General features: G+C 46.6%; 10 protein-coding genes. 1 reads left to right on the forward strand and 9 read right to left on the reverse strand.

All coding sequences use genetic code 11. The features are described from left to right. Nucleotides 1-28: 28 nt before the first annotated feature. From ABDV94_RS10730 to ABDV94_RS10770, 9 genes are all read right to left on the reverse strand, one after another. The gene (locus ABDV94_RS10730) at nt 29-1,282 is read right to left on the reverse strand and encodes a hemolysin family protein (RefSeq protein ID WP_343747173.1); all 1,254 of its coding nucleotides are present in this window, start codon (nt 1,280-1,282) and stop codon (nt 29-31) included. A 127-nt stretch (nt 1,283-1,409) separates the two neighbouring features. Continuing rightward, on the reverse strand, nt 1,410-2,684 hold the full coding sequence (gene purD, locus ABDV94_RS10735; protein ID WP_343747174.1) for a phosphoribosylamine--glycine ligase: 1,275 nt from the start codon (nt 2,682-2,684) through the stop codon (nt 1,410-1,412). A gap of 1 nt (nt 2,685) precedes the next feature. Beyond that, on the reverse strand, nt 2,686-3,372 hold the full coding sequence (purQ, locus tag ABDV94_RS10740; protein ID WP_343747175.1) for a phosphoribosylformylglycinamidine synthase subunit PurQ: 687 nt from the start codon (nt 3,370-3,372) through the stop codon (nt 2,686-2,688). Nucleotides 3,373-3,434: 62 nt separating this feature from the next. Continuing rightward, nucleotides 3,435-4,409 carry a hypothetical protein gene (locus ABDV94_RS10745; RefSeq protein WP_343747176.1) on the reverse strand — a complete coding sequence of 325 codons (975 nt, stop codon included), beginning with the start codon at nt 4,407-4,409 and terminating at the stop codon, nt 3,435-3,437. Between the two features lie 30 nt (nt 4,410-4,439). Beyond that, nucleotides 4,440-4,883, reverse strand: coding sequence for a GNAT family N-acetyltransferase (locus ABDV94_RS10750; RefSeq protein ID WP_343747177.1), 444 nt, complete (start codon nt 4,881-4,883; stop codon nt 4,440-4,442). Between the two features lies 1 nt (nt 4,884). Next, a complete protein-coding gene (sprA, locus tag ABDV94_RS10755) occupies nt 4,885-12,225 on the reverse strand; it encodes a cell surface protein SprA (protein ID WP_343747178.1) in 7,341 nt (2,446 codons plus the stop codon). Between the two features lie 41 nt (nt 12,226-12,266). Beyond that, complete coding sequence (ruvA, locus tag ABDV94_RS10760) at nt 12,267-12,845, reverse strand: Holliday junction branch migration protein RuvA (RefSeq protein ID WP_343747179.1); 579 nt, start codon at nt 12,843-12,845, stop codon at nt 12,267-12,269. Nucleotides 12,846-12,877: 32 nt separating this feature from the next. After that, entirely contained in the window at nt 12,878-15,142 is a 2,265-nt protein-coding gene (locus ABDV94_RS10765) for an NADP-dependent malic enzyme (RefSeq protein WP_343747180.1), read from the reverse strand. A 120-nt stretch (nt 15,143-15,262) separates the two neighbouring features. Continuing rightward, nucleotides 15,263-17,062 (reverse strand): T9SS type A sorting domain-containing protein, encoded by a 1,800-nt coding sequence (locus tag ABDV94_RS10770; RefSeq protein WP_343747181.1) that lies wholly within the window; start codon nt 17,060-17,062, stop codon nt 15,263-15,265. A gap of 123 nt (nt 17,063-17,185) precedes the next feature. Between ABDV94_RS10770 and ABDV94_RS10775 the strand changes: the two genes are divergently transcribed. Then, the gene (locus ABDV94_RS10775) at nt 17,186-17,893 is read left to right on the forward strand and encodes an NAD-dependent deacylase (RefSeq protein ID WP_343747182.1); all 708 of its coding nucleotides are present in this window, start codon (nt 17,186-17,188) and stop codon (nt 17,891-17,893) included. The last annotated feature ends 172 nt before the right edge of the window (nt 17,894-18,065 follow it).

The following is an 18,065-nucleotide window of genomic DNA, read 5'->3' on the forward strand; positions in this document are numbered from 1 at the left end:
TTTCCATTCTCCATGCTCACTTAGATGGTTACTGCTGCATCAGTCGCACCACCTCAATCCTGCGGTCCGTTACCTCTTCCACCGTCAAATTCCACTTGTCGACCAAAATCTCTTCTCCGCCCTGCGGAATGGATTCCAGGTGATGAATTACCAAGCCTCCAAGCGTTTCATACGATTCCGATTCCGGGAGTTTCAACCCATACGTGCGGTTCAGGTAAGAAATTTCTGCCCGCGCCGAAAAACGGTAGTTGTTTTCCCCGATCTGCTCTTCCAACCAGTCTTCGTCGTCGTGTTCGTCTTCAATTTCACCGAAAATCTGCTCAATGACATCTTCAATCGTCACCACACCCGACGTGCCACCGTATTCATCAACGACTACTGCAATTGACTGACTTTTCTTAGTAAACAATTCCAATAGCTCTTTACCAGCCATCGCTTCCGGAACAAACGAAATAGGCCGGAGAATCTGCGTAATAGTTGCCGGCTTCCGGAACAATTCATAGGAATGCACATACCCGATGATGTTGTCCACAGAATCGCGGTACAAAAGTAGTTTGGATAAGCGGGTCTCCACAAATTTCGCCAGTAAGTTCTCAATACTCTCTTCCACGTCGATGGCTTCGATTTCCATGCGCGGCACCATGCAGTCGCGGGCTTTGATTTTCGAGAAGTCCAGCGCATTCTGCAAAATCTGGATTTCATTGCCCAAATCGGCCTCTTCTTCCATGCGCTCGTTCACGTCCTGCACAAAATGCTGTAAATCTGTTTTGGAGAATACTTTCTCGGATTGTTCTACCCGGATTCCGAAAATGCGCAACAGACCGTTACTCGTCCACACGATCAGTTTGGTAGGAATATAAAGCAGCCAGTAAATCAACCACATCGGTCCTGCTCCCAGGCGAAAAATTCCGTTCGGATTGATCTGAAAAATGACTTTCGGGAAAAATTCTGCAATAGTGAGTACAATCAGCGTTGAAATAAGGGTTTGCAAAAACACCACCAGGTATTCCTGCCGGATTCCCCAGGAATCAATTAGCGGGTCGAGCGCTTCGGCCATGTACATTCCGAAGACAACAATTCCTACATTGTTTGCCAATAAAAGCGTTGCCAGGAAATGACCGTCTTGTCCGTAAAAAACGTTTAACAATCCGCCGTACCAGGAGTTCTTACTTCTGTCCAGCTCCACCTTCAGCCGGTTGGACGAAACAAATGCAATCTCCATTCCCGAAGAGTATGCAGAAAAGAGTAGTGATCCAAGAATAATTATGACGGAAGAATCCATTCAACTACTGTAGAAGAAAGTAGAAAAATAGTAAAATTTATTCAGAGTGCGCCTGAAATTCTGTGACAGAATCCATCCGGGTCAAAATTGACCGGAAACGTGCAATCAGATCGTTACAAACCGATTTTCAAACGACATCGAAACCGATGTCCTTTCGATAGTATGCGTTGTCGAATGAGATTTTCTGAATACTTGCGTATGATCGTTCCAATGCCGCATCCAGGTTTCTACCGTAAGAAGTCACTGCCAGCACACGACCACCGTTGGATAATACCACAGGTCCGTCTCCGGAAGTTCCTGCGTGGAACACCAAACTATCGGTCACACTGTTGATTCCGTTGATGACTTTTCCTTTTTCATACGCATCCGGGTAACCACCTGAAACCATCATCACCGTACAAGCGCTGCGTTCTTCGAACTGGATATCGCACTCAGAAAGCGTGTTGGTTGCAACACCTTCCAGCAAGTCAATCAAATCGGACTTCAAACGCGGCATCACCACTTCTGTTTCCGGATCTCCCATACGGCAGTTGTACTCGATTACGTAAGGTTCTCCCTTCACATTGATCAACCCGAAAAAGATAAATCCTTTGTAGGTAATCCCATCCGCTTTCAGTCCTTTAACAGTTGGAATGATGATTTGATTTTCAATCTTATCCATGAAGGTTTTGTCACAGAAAGGAACCGGGGAAACTGCTCCCATTCCACCTGTATTCAAACCCGTATCTCCTTCTCCGATGCGTTTGTAATCTTTCGCTTCCGGAAGAATTTTGTAGGATTCTCCGTCTGTGAGAACAAACACCGAGCATTCGATTCCTTTCAGAAACTGCTCAATCACCACGCGGGAAGAAGCGTCACCGAATTTCGCATCGGCCAGCATGCTTTTCAATTCTTCCTTCGCTTCTTTCAGCGTTTCCGGAATCAAGACTCCTTTTCCGGCAGCCAAACCGTCTGCTTTCAGCACGTATGGCGCTTTCATGCTTTCCAGGAAGGCATACCCTTGTTCTAATGTATCTTTGGTAAATGTGGCGTATTTTGCTGTAGGAATGCTGTGGCGCATCATGAACGCTTTGGCAAAATCCTTACTTCCTTCCAGCTGTGCGGCTTCCTTGTTCGGGCCGATTACCGGTACTTTTTTCAACTGGCTGTCTGCCAGGAAAAAATCGTGGATTCCCTCAACCAATGGGTCTTCAGGCCCTACAATGACCATGTTGATATTTTCAGCAATCACAAAATCTTTGATCGCAGGAAAATCTGTCGCAGACATTTCAACATTGATCCCGTGCAGTCGGGTTCCGGCATTTCCCGGAGCAATAAATAATTGTTCCAAATGAGAACTTTGAGAAATTTTCCATGCTATAGCATGCTCTCTTCCTCCTGAACCCAACAATAAAATACGCATATTAACAGAATTTCAAAATTGATTCAAAGAAACGTCTTCCATCTTCGTTTGCCAATGCACCGTCAGCAGCACGCTCCGGGTGAGGCATCATTCCGAATACATTTCTTCCCGGGTTGCAGATTCCTGCAATATTGTGCAACGATCCGTTCGGGTTGCCTGCATCAGAAACGGTTCCTTCTTCATCCACATAGTGGAATAAAACCTGGTCGTTGTCCAAAATAGACTTCATGGTGTCTTCCGGTGCAAAAAATCTTCCTTCTCCGTGAGCGATCGGAATTTTATAAGCACGGTTTGCATCCAATCCTTTTGTAATAGCCGTATTCGATGTAGCCGGTTTCAGGTACACGTTTTTACAGATAAACTTTTGATTGTTGTTGTGCAGCAAAGCTCCTTCCAGCAAACCGCTTTCCGTCAGGATCTGGAAACCGTTACAGATTCCCATCACATAACCACCTTTAGCCGCATGATTCACGATCTCACCCATAATCGGAGACAATTTTGCAATCGCTCCGGAACGCAGGTAATCTCCGTAGGAGAATCCGCCGGGAAGCACTACAAAATCCACTCCCTTCAGGTTTGTGTCTTTATGCCATAAACGTTCTACTTGCTGGCCCATGATTGTTTCAAGGACATATACCATGTCTTCATCACAATTGGAACCGGGAAAGGTAACAACACCAAATTTCATTGATCTATTTTTGCGACGGAAGCCCGTCAATTCATGAATGGCCACAAAGTTAGTCAATCTGCTCAGACAACCATGTATGAAATGAGGAAAAATTTAGCAACAGCTATCAGCAATGTGAGGTAAAAGAAAATACTTGCTACGCGCTGCCAGATCCGGTGAATGAAGGCGAATGTAAAGAAAAAGCTCAATGGAACGAAGAGCAAACTAATCCATTCGGACTGTTGATAAATCACCATTTCTGCCACTCCGAGCAGCAAGGTTCCGACCAAAACCCACACCAACGCCCGGTTCAGTTTCTTGAATCGAATGTTACTCACCCGCACCCGGATCTGGATTCCGATGATGCTCAACAGGAACAAAATGACGATTGTTGCAGCCGTTCCGTAAAAGAAAATTTCCTCGTACTGGATCATGGATGAGTGCTTCAAAATGCGGGTAGAAATCGTGTGCCCGGAAATCCACCAGTAAGCCAGTCCGTTTCCGATCGGGATGAGGAAAGCCACAATCATCAGGATCCATTGCCGGAAACTGAACGGATGCAATGCCCAGGCTGAAAACCAAAACGGAACGATCAGTCCGGCACTCATGGGCAGAAAGGTTGCCGACATCCCAACAAAAAAAGCGCTGTTGAACGAAGCCTGCAGGTTCGTTTCATTTCCTTTCAGGTGAAAGAGCAGCCGCAGGGATTGCAATAAAAACAAATGACAAATCAACACCGCATCTACCTGGTAGAAGGAATGCGAAAAACTCATCAGAACCACATAGAATAACGATGGCCCGTAGTTGTTCTTATCGAGAAATTCATGCTGGTTGAACAAGAAGTTCAATTGTACCGCATTGGCCAAAACCACTACGGAAGCCAGAATCGATGTCCACCAGTAGCCCAGGTAAGTGGTTTTTCCCCACAAGCCGAGATCCACGACCTCCATGACCGTATGAAAGTGAAAATGTGCGTTCAGGAATTGAAAACCGGCTACCAACGGAAGCAGCAACAGCAGTACCATCGGACGATTACTCAAAAAGGGACGCAATATCATGAGGCGAATTTACTCGGAAAATTTTAGATTCTAGAAAAAGAAGCGTCCATTAATCCACTCTCCGTCCAAAATAGCTTCGTGTTTTTGATAAAAAGCAATTGCCGGTTCGTTCCAATCCAGTACCTGCCAATCCATGCGTTTCACGCCCCACTTCTTTGCGGTTTCCACCACTTTTAAAAACAACTTGGAACCGATTCCTCCCCTGCGGAATTCCGGCTGGATATAGAAATCTTCCAGGTACAAACAACGTCCTTTCCAGGTCGAGTAGGAAACATAGAACAAGGCAAAACCTACAATTTCCGATTGCTCGTTTTCAACGACGAACGCTTCACAAACCCGGTCTTCGAATAAATCCGTGCGCAGCTGCTCTGCCGTATTGATCACTTCATCCGGTGCTTTTTCATATACCGCCAATTCCCGGATCAATCCGAGAATGGCTGTTTCATCTCCGGGACGTGCATCGCGAATGTTCATCTTACAATCCTCCCAGGTTAAAGCGGAAACGAATACCGGTACTCATATTTCCTGTCGGGTATGACGTTGCAATCTTCGGATTCGTGATCACCTGGTCATAGTAGAACTGCACCATCAGGTTTGCACCGATATTGTAATCGATGGAAGACTTGATGGAGATCACACGCTGACCTGCCGTTGCCTGTTCGGTAGATTCCACCACTTTGCGAATCACCGTCAGGTTATCACGGAACGTGAAGTCAAAACGAATATTCAGCGGGTTCTCCGGCTTGTTCTTACCGATCTTGAACGGCAAACGCACTTTCGGGAATTTATATCCTGCACCGACTACGATCTCGTTACCCAACACTTCTGTCACCTGGTTGTTGTTCAGGGACAAAGTGGATGAGCGGTCTTTCTTGATCTCGAACTTGGTGATCAATCCTTGTTTTTTGATATTCCATGTTGCATCGAAACCGATCAGCGGAGAGAAGCGCTCAGAGATGGTTACTGTCTGGATGTTTCGTTCACTGATGAAGTTTCCGTTCAAATCACGCGCAGAAGCAGAACCATTCTGGTCGAAGGTCGCATTCAAATTCGACTGAACCTGACCCAGCGTTACCGTTGAAGAGTACCCGTGGCGAATCACGAAGTTCTTCACGTATTTCTTCATTTTCTCGAATTTCGCCAGACCGTTGTAGTTCACTGTCCAGTTCGGTAATGGCATGGCAGCAAACGGATTCACCGAGCGGGTGTTCAATTTCCCGTTGGTATAGGATGAAAGGAACGCGCCGATCACCACTTCCTGCTGCGAAATTCCATATCCGTCGCGGTAGCCTCCAGTACTTCCGACCGAGTTTGTATTGGCGGTTCCAAGTAAATCAGATACGGCCTTCGTCGTTTCTCTCATTTGCCGGAAGTTGCCCGATTCGTATCCTGCAGACAGTTTTTCAAACGCACTTCCGATCGAAATCGTTGAATACGTCAGTGTAGATGTCTGGAAACGGCTTTGAGATTCGAACTGCTCTGACACATCGTTGTAACGGAAGAAGTCGTTGGTGTTTTGCGACATGTTTCTGTTCAGCGACAAGTCGATCGTCAAATCCTTAATCGGCTCCAAAGTCGCACGCCCCGTAAATGTCTGGCTGTGTGTAATGGAGTGCTGGCGGTTCAACGAAGGAAGTGAATCCATCCACCCGTTGTTTGCAGCTGTTCGCGCAAAGTCATAACCTGTTTGTCGACCCGTTACGGAATAGGATTGTCGTCCGAAGATGAATCCACCCATTCCTGCATCGAATCCCGGATTAAATCCTAAAATTCGCGATTCCTGGCTGTATCCCGGAAGCAATGTTCCATCCGTTTGGTTGTACGTTCCGGAAACGTTTCGCACACTCATCAACAAGCGCGCTCCGAAACCAAGAACCGGATTCACTTTTTTATCCTTATTCTCTTTTTTCTTCTGATCTCTTTTCTGTTTGCGCTCGAACTTGCGTTTCTTACGCTCCCACTGACGCCGTTCCTTCTTGGTCATTTCCTCCAAAGGCTTCGGCGGTTTCAACTCAGCTGGCGCTGCAGGTTCTTTCCCGGCTGCCGCCCCTTTGTTTTCATCCGTTCCACCGGCTTTCTGACGCACCGGAGCACCTCTTCCCGGGCCACCACTTCCACCGCCTGAATTGACTTTCTTGAAGAACGGAATCTTGTTATACAACGTCGTCATATTGGCCTGAAGCTGTGCGTTGATCGTCCGGCTGTTCTGAACGATGTTTCCATATTGTTCCTGACCCAGCGGCGCACGCTGCCAGTTGTATGCTCCGGCGTATTTCGCATTTCCGTTTAACCAGTCCAACGCCGGAATCAGGTTAAATGGAACGTTGTAAGAGAAGTTATAATCGTGGGAATAATCCATCGTGGTTCCGAACGTACGCATCTGTCTCCACACCCCTTCCTTGAAAGCCCGGTACAACGAGTCGTTCCCTCTGCGGTTTACTTCCCCGTCACCTTCCTGGAAGATCGCACGGTTTGTAGCATTGAACGACAACTTCAGGTTTTTGGTCAAATCCCACCCAAGGCGGTATCCTCTGTTCCACTGGAAGTTCTTCACGTAAACCGGCTTGAACTGGAATGCGTTAGCCGAAGTATCGATCGTATTCCGGATCTGGCGCTCGTTGTAGTTACGCTGAATGTCATTCGTGAACCCGAGCGTTTTCGGTAAATAGCCGATGCTGGTTTCCTTGAACAAGCCCCACCATTTCGACTTCTGCATGAATTTCGTCTTCTTGAACGGCTCCCACGGTTTGTTGTCGAATGAATAGCCATAAGCCAAACTTCCTTTCCACTGTTTCGTGCGGTCATAATTGGTATTGAAATCGCGGTGGAAGTTTTCACTGTAGCCATAGCCAAGGGTCCAGTTAGACACATCGTAGAAATGCGCTTTCTTACCGGCTCCGCGTTCCTTTCTCACCCCCTGGAAGTTATACGATCTTCTTTCGGTGAAATCCTGTGCAACTTTTGCAATCTCTTTTCGTTGTCCCGCTTCGTATGAGCTCAGTTTGATATCCGGGTTAAACGGATCGTATTCCGGGTTGATGATTCCAACGGAATACCCGTAGAAGAACGGAACAGACAATTTAACGCGGTTTCCGAAGAACTGTCCCAGCTGCAGGTTGGTTTGGAAGTCCATACCCCACTTTTGGTTTCGCTGGCGTTCCTGTACCCGCGAATCCACTGCTCCCCAGTTCACTCCGGAATAGTTCCCGGAAAGGGAGAAACTTCCGAAGTCTGCAGCCTGTACCTGCATTTGCGCAACCGCCGCAGATCCTCCGTCGTCAACGAAATCGCTCAAACGCAACTCGTTCACCCATACCTGAACACATTTCGCCAATCCGTCATCCGGCCACGGTTTCGGATCGTTCTTTCTCGGGTTGCGTACACCGATCATGATCGTTTTGATCCCCTGTAAATTCGGACTACCTTTTACTTTGATGCGGCGGTCTGCATTTTGCGGATCAATAATGACGTACTCCACATTTGATGCCACACCCGAACCCGGAGAACCAAGCAAGTCGTTTCTGCGTTTTTTCAGGTTCAGCAGGTCATCAAAAATGATCTCCATGTTATTTGACTCCGGCCATACGTAATCTGCATTGTTGGTTCCCCATGCAGTGAGGTAAAGCGGTAATTCGTATTCGTAATAGTTATCCACGAAGTCTGTTCCCAAACGGACAAACAAAGTCAAATCTTTGTCATGCAGTGAATTTGCAGTGATTTCTTCTGCGTGCACATACATTTTCAGTTTCTTATATGTACGAACGTCAAACTGCACATTTTTATATGCTGCTCTGGCGTCTCCATCCTGCAGGTTACACACATCCAGTGTCAATGACTGTTCGTTCATTTGGCGCTGCTGTGGCTGAGACGGGTCAATCTCACGCTGAATTCCCGGAGGAATCTGGTAACCGATCGGTTGTTTCTCGTTGTTTTCTTCGAAGTTCAACGCCCCGATATTGAATGTTGTCAGGTTCGGATCGACCTGGATTACTTCTCCCGGAGTGGTTAAATCCAGCAGGTACTTTCTCCATTCACCACGTACCAATTCCAGTTTCGCAAAACGCACGATCACTTCTTCGTCAAATCCTTTCAGGAACATCCGCATGAAACGAATGGATCTGAAATCGCGGATTCCGTTGATTGATTTTTCCGGTTCCTTGATCGGAATTTTGAACTGGTACCATTTCTCAATCTTCGTTGAATTGGAAGGCTGGTAGGTTACCATACTCGTGATGAAGTTCTTTCCAACCACCATGTCTGACGGTCTCAAACTCACTTTGTACTGGAAATATGCTTCCGACTCCGACAAGTTGTTATCCTGGTTGATGTCCTCCAAATCCGGCGTGTTACGGGCCTGTGTCGGGTAACCTCCTCCGTTCGGGTTCATTTGCGCCGACATTTCGGTCGTAGGAGAGTTTCCTTCCATCCCGTTATATTTCTTATAACGCTGCAGGATGTTCAGTTTCTCCTGGTCGTAAAGGTCATCGCGGTAGAAGTTGTAATCATCCGTAGAAGGATCGGCGATCATTTTCGCTTTTGCTTCCGGACTTAATGAACCGTTCGACTGAACCCAGTTGACATAACCGGTATAGGTCGTTACCTCTTCTGAAGAGCGGTATCCGTCCAATCCGACGTCCTGGTTCACCCGTGAGTTCGGATCGTTATCAAAGGCATTTACAACCACTTGCTGAGTCGACACTTTCGCCCAAGGTGTGATCACAACCGGGTAATTTGCTCCTGCGTATGGCGGAATTCCGTTTTCGAAACTCTTTCTGGAATCTGCAAGTACGTCTTCCGAAACGTTTCCTAAGTTAAAGTATAAGTCTCCACCGCTCAGGTTTGGCGTTGCGGCCATCGCATCCTGGTTGAACGGATCCAAAATCCAGAACTGGATGTATTCCACGTTCGCCTGCTCAAAGTCATTCGTTGTCAATGAACGCATGATTCCTCCCCATCGGTCCGTTGGGTTCGAGAATGTTCCGTCAGCGTTTACAGAGGTTGTATCGTAATTGTACATCCCGCGTTCTTTCGGGTAGTAACCCAATTCCAGGATCTGAATCGTCGGAATAGATCCGTAGGTCAACTGCTGGTTCGGGAAAATCTCATCCTGCTTCACCTGGCGCATACGGCTGTCGAACAACTGAGCCGGATCATCCTTGATGTGCTGCGGTGTCAGGTTATTGGACGCATAGAATAAGGGGTCGATCAAATACCACGCGATCAAGGAGCGGTTGTAACCGTTTGCCAGTGTTTTCAGCGATCCTTCCGGGAATAAGTCTGACTGTCCCTGAGGAGTAGACGCAACGCGCCATGCACTCTGCGTTCTCAGGTCAATCGTACTCTGGCTTCCTTCGAAATCATCGACATAAGAAATCCCGGCTTTTGAAATCGCTTTCGGAGTTCCCGGAATCAAATGGGCAAATTCCCCCTTGAAGGTCATGAAGGATTTTTCCTTCGTGGAAATGACCGGCAATAAGTCGATCAGCTTCGTGAGGAAAGGCAATTCCGTCCGGTAATTGATGTCAAACCCGATCACGTTGTTTTTATAGGGTTCACTTCCCATATCCACCTTCTGAGTGACCGGTCGTTCCATCATGCGGAGCCAGGTGGCCCCGATATTAAAGTCTTTATTAAACCGGTAATTCAAGTGCGTCCCGACCATCGATTTGGACTGGAAACCAAAGACCGAGTTACTCTCGATAGAGATTTTGATCGGTGTGTTTGATTCCAAAATCCCCGTGTTCAGGATTTTTACACGTCCCAGGTTGTAATCCACGGTGTAATCCGTTCCCTCTGTCAGCTGAATTCCACCTGCTGTTACTTTTACGGCTCCTTCCGGAACGTTCAATGCATTCAGCGAAATATCGGACGTGATCGAAGACTGGTATTCTCCTTTGAAGGTGAAGCGGTTTTTGCTCGGAATCTGCTGAGCAGCCGTCTTCGTGGAGTCATACAATTCGGTATAGGCAATCGTATTTGCAATGACATCAGACATTCCGTTCTGGATCAGTTTGCCTCTCAGCACCTGACCGAACGGTTCCGTAGTGGTAAACATCACCCGGCCGTTCCGAGTATTGATCGTACCCCCGGTCTCGGCCTTCTGCCCGTTGTAAACAATCGGTACAAAGTCGAATAATCCATCTGAGAACGGCTGGTTATTGACGTTCATCCGGTCCATTTCCACCAGGGTGATGATCTGCTTGTCATCCAATCCGGGATACGGGAAAATCGGCGCCAAAACGGACGTTTCCGGGTTGTTGTAATAAATATTCAGTTTGAACCCGGTCTGGTCTACCTGGTAGGCTCCGATCGAGTAAATATTTTTCATCATCAAATCCCAAATCTTCAATGTCGGGTTGGTGATCGTTGGTTTCAATAATTTCAGGATCAGCGCATTCTGCCCGGCAACACCGTCTGTGGAGAATTCACCGACCTGGAAAGTCTGTCCTCTGTAGGTATATTCGTATGAAACGGCCAATACCTCATCGTTGTTCAGCGGCTGGCTCAGGGAAATGAACCCGAGCAATGCGTTGTAGGTATATTCGGATTCGCTCAGTTTTCGGGCATTTTCCACCTTTTCGTAGTGAATTGCCTGAAGGAAAGGTCCTGGTGCTGCTACCTGGGAAGAAAGCTCGGAAACGGCTCCGTTAAACCCACGGATAGCAGGATCATTCGAAAGGTAGTTGTATAAGTTGTTCGCATCGTTGTCCGGGTAAGGATTCGCCGGGTTTGTCGGAACGACGCCTCCCTGAATGTTGTTGGGTGTTCCTTCTCCCAAATCCGAGAATGCAAGAATATTTCGGGAGTTCTCCGTATTGTTGATCCGGTTGGTTACCCAAACCTCCATCCGCGTAATGTACGTTTCAGCGGCCACGTTCGGCAATTGCGACATCGACGTGTTGTACTGGTCGTGGAAGAACAAGTTCACGAAATAGTGGCGGTTTGCTTCGTAGTTGTCTGCCGTTACTTCAAAAGGCTGAATTTGTGCTTTCCCGGAAATATTGATTTCCGTTCGTTTTCCTTTGGAAGAAGCTCCGATCGCATCTACGGTCAAATCTCCGAAGCGCAGTTTGGCGTATGCTCCGAACAGGGTTTGCGATCCCGGAATCAGTGATCCGAATGACGGGAAGCTCACGTTCCCCAATTCCAGGCGCTGAATGATCTGGTCTTCGTCTCCGGAGTAACCCAATTTCGTTACGTTATCAAAGTCGAAAGCCGCCTGCGTGTTGTAGCTTGCGCTCAATTTCAGTTTGGTACCGATCTGTCCCACCAGGTTCATCTGGATTTGCTGCTGGAAGTCGAAACGGGTAATTTTTCGCTGCTTCACCGGCAGGATCGGGTTATCGTATCGGGAAGAGTTTACCCCGAATGCCAATTCGATAGATCCTTGCGGACGAATCGTGATTTCATCGGATCCGAAGAAACTGGTAAATACTTTGGAAGGAATTTTAATCGGGAATTCAAGCGCTCTGGCTTCTTCCGTCTGAGCATCAATTTTGTCTTTCCAGTTCTCCTTCAGGGATTTCTGGCGTTCGTATTCCAGGTATTCTTCCAGCGTCATCATGGAAGGATTCCGGTAATTCAGGTTTGTGTTACCCATCGTCTCGGAGAAGATGTATTTCCCGGTAATCGGATCAAATACGATGTTCTTCTTCACCCCCGACGGGTCTCCCAGGTCAAATGTCTGCGGATTGTTTTGAGTAGGATCCAGCGGATTAGTAATGGGAAATGGCAATTGATTCGTCGTATCCGGCTTCTGGGCCTGGAGCACAAACGATACAAAACTGAAAACAACCGCGGTCAACAGTTGTATCATTTTTGTAATGTAGTTAGCGTTCAATTTATTTTCCAAGTTGTTTATAATATTTTCAGCGCCCCTTTAATCAGTTCTTCAACCGATTCATTTCCTGAGGCAATTTTATCTATTGCTTTTTCTGCGGTTTTCTTATCAAAACCCAATGAAATTAATGCAGTTAACGCATCAAATCGATTTGTATTGTTTCCGGCAAAAATATTTGTTGTTTCTCCCCACTCAACCTTCAACATCTTATCTTTCAAATCGATAATCACCCGCTGGGCTGTTTTTGCACCAATTCCCTTGATCGCTTGTATAGAACGCACATCTTCGGTTTGTATTGCGTTCGCAATTTCATTCGGAGACATGGACGAAAGCATCAGAATGGCCGTATTCGGGCCGATTCCCGAAACGGACAGCAGCAGGTTGAACACATCGCGTTCTTCGGAGGTAGCAAATCCGAATAACAAGTGTGCATCTTCCCGGATAATCTGTTGGGTCAGAACCTTCACGGACTCCGAATCACCGATTGCGGAAAAAGTGCTCAGGGAAATTTTGACGAAATATCCCACGCCTCCGCATTCGATGATCAGGTTGGTTGGATTTTTTTCTATTAAGCGTCCGTTCAGATGTGCAATCATACGTTTTCTTTTATCAAAAGCAGTGTTTTCTCTTACTTCGTTTGAGCGTCAACAACGGCTACTTTCACCATGTTTACAATTTCGCGAACAGATGATCCCATCTGCAAGACGTGAACGGATTTGTTCAGCCCGACCAAAATCGGCCCGATTGCATCACCTTCCGTAATTTCCTGCAACAATTTGTATGCAATGTTCCCGGAAGAAAGATTCGGGAAAATCAACGTATTCACTTCTTTGTTTGCCAATGTGGAGAACGAGAATTTTTCGTTCATCAGGTCGTTATTCAGCGCGAAATTTGCCTGTAATTCTCCATCCACAACCAGGGTCGGGTGATTTTCGTGCAGGATTTTCACCGCTTCCGCCATTTTTTCAGAGTCTTCTCCCGGTGAGGAACCGAAGTTGGAGTAGCTCAACAGCGCGATTTTCGGCGTTACCTTGAATTTACGCAGTGTTTTTGCTACGTTGAAGGTAATTTCAGCAATCTGCCCGGCCGTCGGGTTTCTGTTAATGGTCGTATCTGCCAGGAACATCGGCCCTCTCTTCGTATTCAGAATGTAAACTCCGGCTACGGTTTTCACGTCTTTCTGCAAACCGATCACCTGGATTGCCGGACGCACTACATCGCGGTAGTTTCTCGTCAGACCGGAAATCATGGCGTCTGCGTCTCCCATTTCCACCATCATGGCTCCGAAATGGTTTCGCTCGCGCATCAGCTGAATGGCTTCGAATTCCGTTACTCCCTTGCGCTTGCGCTTCTCGAAGAATGCTTTCCCGTATACCTGTCTGCGGACTTTTTCCACATCTGATTTCGGGTCGATAATTGCAATTCCCGGGATTTCAACAGAGTATTCAGCGATCAGTGATTCGATGACACGTCTTTTCCCTAACAGGATCGGCGTACAGATTCCTTCTTCCAAAGCTGTCTGAGCCGCTTTTAATATTTTGATGTTATCTGCTTCCGCAAACACAACGCGTTTCGGGTTGCTTTGTGCTTTAGCAGTCAGGTTTCTAACCAGTTTATTGTCGAGCCCCAAACGTTTTTTGAGGATCATTTCATATTCTTCCCAATTGGTAATCGGGTTTCGGGCAATACCGGAATCCATCGCCGCGCGTGCCACAGCCGGAGCCACGTGGTAGATCAAACGCGGATCCAACGGTTTCGGAATAATTTGTTCCCGGCCGAATGCAATGTGTTTTTCTCCATATGCCTGGATTACCTCTTCCGGAATCGTTTCCTTCGCCAGGTTTGCAATCGCTTTCACGGCAGCCAGTTTCATTTCTTCGTTGATCCCGGTTGCTCTTACGTCCAACGCTCCACGGAAAATGAATGGGAATCCAAGTACGTTGTTCACCTGGTTAGGATGATCCGAACGACCCGTTGCCATGATAATATCATCACGCGTTGCCATTGCATCTTTGTATGAGATCTCCGGATCCGGATTTGCCAGGGCGAAAACGATCGGGTTTTTAGACATGGAGGCAACCATATCTTTTGAAACAATATTTCCTTTTGACAACCCGATAAAGACATCTGCTCCTTTAAACGATTCTTCCAGCGTTACGTCTTTTTTATGTGGAGCAAATTGCTGCTTCATCTCGTCCAGGTCCGTTCTTCCGGCATGGATTAAGCCCTTACTGTCGAACATGAAAATATTGTTCACTGAAGCTCCAAGTGCCATATACAATTTGGCACAGGAAATTGCCGCAGCTCCTGCTCCCGAGATTACAATTTTAACTTTTCCGATTTTCTTTTTTGCCAGCTCCAACGCGTTCAGCAATGCAGCGGCAGAAATAATCGCCGTTCCGTGCTGGTCGTCGTGCATCAGCGGAATATCCAATTCTTCTTTCAGGCGGCGCTCAATTTCAAACGCCTCCGGCGCTTTGATATCTTCGAGGTTGATTCCTCCGAAAGTAGGTGCAATTGCCTTCACCGTTTGGATAAACAATTCCGGATCCTTCGCGTCGATTTCGATATCAAACACATCGATATCCGCAAAAATCTTAAACAATAGTCCTTTTCCTTCCATCACCGGCTTGGATGCCAGGGGACCAATATCTCCTAAACCAAGTACTGCCGTTCCGTTTGAAATAACAGCTACCAGGTTTGCTTTACTCGTGTATTTATAAACATCTGCAGGGTTCTCCGCGATCTTCAGACAAGGCTCAGCCACTCCCGGCGAGTATGCCAGAGATAAATCACGTTGAGACGCATATGGCTTTGTAGGAACTACTTCTATTTTTCCGGGTCTGCCGGAAGCATGATAATCTAACGCGTCTTGTTTACGAACTTTTGGCATATAAAATAAGATTGTAAGGGGTGCTAAAGTTAATAAATCTTAATACAAGAGCACTAAAGTTCGGATAAAAAGAAAGCCCTGACGATAAATGTCAGGGCTTTCCTTCAAATTATATGTGGATTATTTCACCATCAATTTTTGAGTGTAAGAAGATGCTCCCTGAGCAACAGAAACAAAGTAGTTTCCTGCTTGCAGGTCAGCAATCGGCATTGCAACGTTTGTTGAACCGGATGCATTTGAAGCAACTTGTTTCGCAACTACACGACCGGAGATATCCAGGATAGAGATCACATAATCACCACCTTTTCCGTCGAAGCTTACATTCACCGATCCTGAAGCAGGGTTCGGGTAAACAGACATTCCGATTTCAGCAGAAGCTTCGCTGATAGAAGCTGTAGCATCTACTTTCATCGCATCTTCCATAGAAGAACCGTTAGAGAATGTTGCAACAGAAGCAACTGTTACTCCGTTTACCAGGATTTTGAAATCTCCGTTTCCGTATCCTGAATCGAATCCGTCACCGTATGCATCATATACAACTGCTTTGTAGCACTCATTTGCATTCAATGTTACGTTTACGTCAGCCTGTGGATAAGCACCACTTGCAGAAGCATCTGTGTATGGTCCACCCTGAGCAACGACTGCATTTGAAGAGTTGAACAATTTCCAGGTAGTTTCAGATCCGTAACGGTCAGTTGTCATTTTCACTACCGCGTTCAATCCCATTGCAACAGAAGCGATGTCGATTGCTTTCGTAACAGAAGAAACAGAACCGATGTTTCCAGCACCACCGTTCACGGAAGTAATCGTTACCTGAACGTTATTAGTACCCTGAGCAGCATTTACTACCATCGCAGGCAATGTGATTTCCTGGGAACCGAATGCAGGAATGTTTCCGTTATACGTATAAGGAGTTGCAGTACCACCGTTTACAGAGGTAGAGAAAGAGATGGATGTGATTGCATCACCTCCGTTTGTTACTTTGATGATTGGAGTGATTGATCCTCCATCACATACGTTCAATGCGTTTACGATGCTTCCAGCACTTGCTGTTGCAGTAGGTACGTTTGTCAATGTAGGAGTTACTTCAGCAGCTGTAACTACTTTACTTGTTGTTACCGTGTTGTGTCCTTCATGCAAGATTGCAAAGAACTGCAATTGACCGATGTTCAAATCTACTGCGTTGATGCTTGCAGGCAATGTGTACGTAATCGTTTTAGTGATTACACCTGTCTGAGAAGCGTCAATTTGCTCACCCCAAGTACCTCCTGCGTTGATGTATCCGCGGAAGATGTGCTGGTGCAGGTATTTTCCGTTTGGCAAAATCGCAGTCGGGTTGTAGTTTCCGTAGTTACTTTGAATTGCTTCGAAGTTGTTCTGAAGGATCCCTACGTTCAGGTAATGGTTTGTTCCTGCAGGCTGCGGAGTGGTATAGAAAATCTCTACGTGCAGTGTTACCTGGCGTGTAGTAGCATCTACTGTTGCATCCATTGCTACGTTTGCAGGTGAAGCTTCTGCCAAAGCAGTAGTCACCTGGCCTTGCCAGTTTCCACGACCTGTAGCGATACGAGTCATGTCAGAAGAGTGCGGATAACGCTGAACAGACCCGGCAGGGTATCCTGTAGGGTTGAAGAACGCATCCAAAGCTGTTCCGTCTGTAGTTCTCAGATCCGGCTCACCAGTTCCTGGAGTTGCATATCCTCCGGCGTGAACGTTCACCAAAACAACGCGTCCCGGGTTAGCTGCTGCGATATCGTTCGCACGCTTGTGCCCGTCAGGACAGTAACCACAGTGGATACCTGTTAATTCTTCCAGAACTGCATTTCTGTTCTGAGGTGTTTGGGAAACAGGAGTCTGCTGAGCAAACAAGGTCATCGACCCCGCAAACATCCCGCTTAATAAAAGTAATGACTGTTTCATGTTTTATTGATTTATTACGAAATCAAATTAACCTATTTTCACACTTTAAAGCAATGATAAAATGATGTAAATGAATCATTAAAATTGGAATGCTAAATAGCCGGAATTTGTTAATTTAGATCAGTGAAAAAGAAAATTGTCGTATTGAGCGGGGCAGGAATTTCTGCCGAAAGCGGGATCTCAACATTCAGGGATTCAAACGGATTGTGGGAAAATTACCGCATCGAAGAAGTGGCAACACCGGAAGCATGGAACACAAACCCGGAGTTGGTACAGCGCTTTTACAACCTGCGCAGAAAGCAGGTCATGGAAGTGTTTCCGAACGCGGCGCATGTATTCTTCCGGGAGCTGGAATCACACTACAATGTGGTGGTGGTGACCCAGAATATTGACGATTTGCACGAACGCGCAGGTTCTTCGAACGTCATTCACCTGCATGGAAATATCCGCTATGCGAAAAGTTCCGGACCGAAGCAGGAAGCAAAATACTACCCGATTGAAGGCTGGGAACTCAGCATGAATGATTTATGCGACGATGGATATCCTTTGCGTCCGCATGTGGTGTGGTTCGGAGAAAGTGTTCCCGAAATGGAGCGCGCGGTTGAAACCCTGTCCGATGCAGATTACTTAATCGTTATAGGTACATCGTTGAATGTCTACCCTGCTGCTGGATTAATTCATTATGTATCAAATTCCTGTGAAAAACTGATTGTTGACCCGAAAGTTTCTGAACTGCCTGTTGATTCGAGCTTCACTTCGCTTGCAAAAAGTGCCGTGGAAAGCGTTCCGGAGTTAAAAAAGTTCTTCGGGATCGATTCATTGAGGTCTTAAAACAAGGAGTACCAAAATATCCCCACGTGATTTAAAATTTTAGTACCTGCTAGCAGGCACTCCTTATTTTTCCCGCAAATGCGCAGATGAACTGCTCAGCTACCGCACTCGCTTAAGTGGCGGACGCCACAAATAATCTGCGTATTCTGTGGAAAATTGCCACTTAAATTAT

Source organism: Fluviicola sp. (assembly GCF_039596355.1).
GTDB lineage: Bacteria > Bacteroidota > Bacteroidia > Flavobacteriales_D > Crocinitomicaceae > Fluviicola.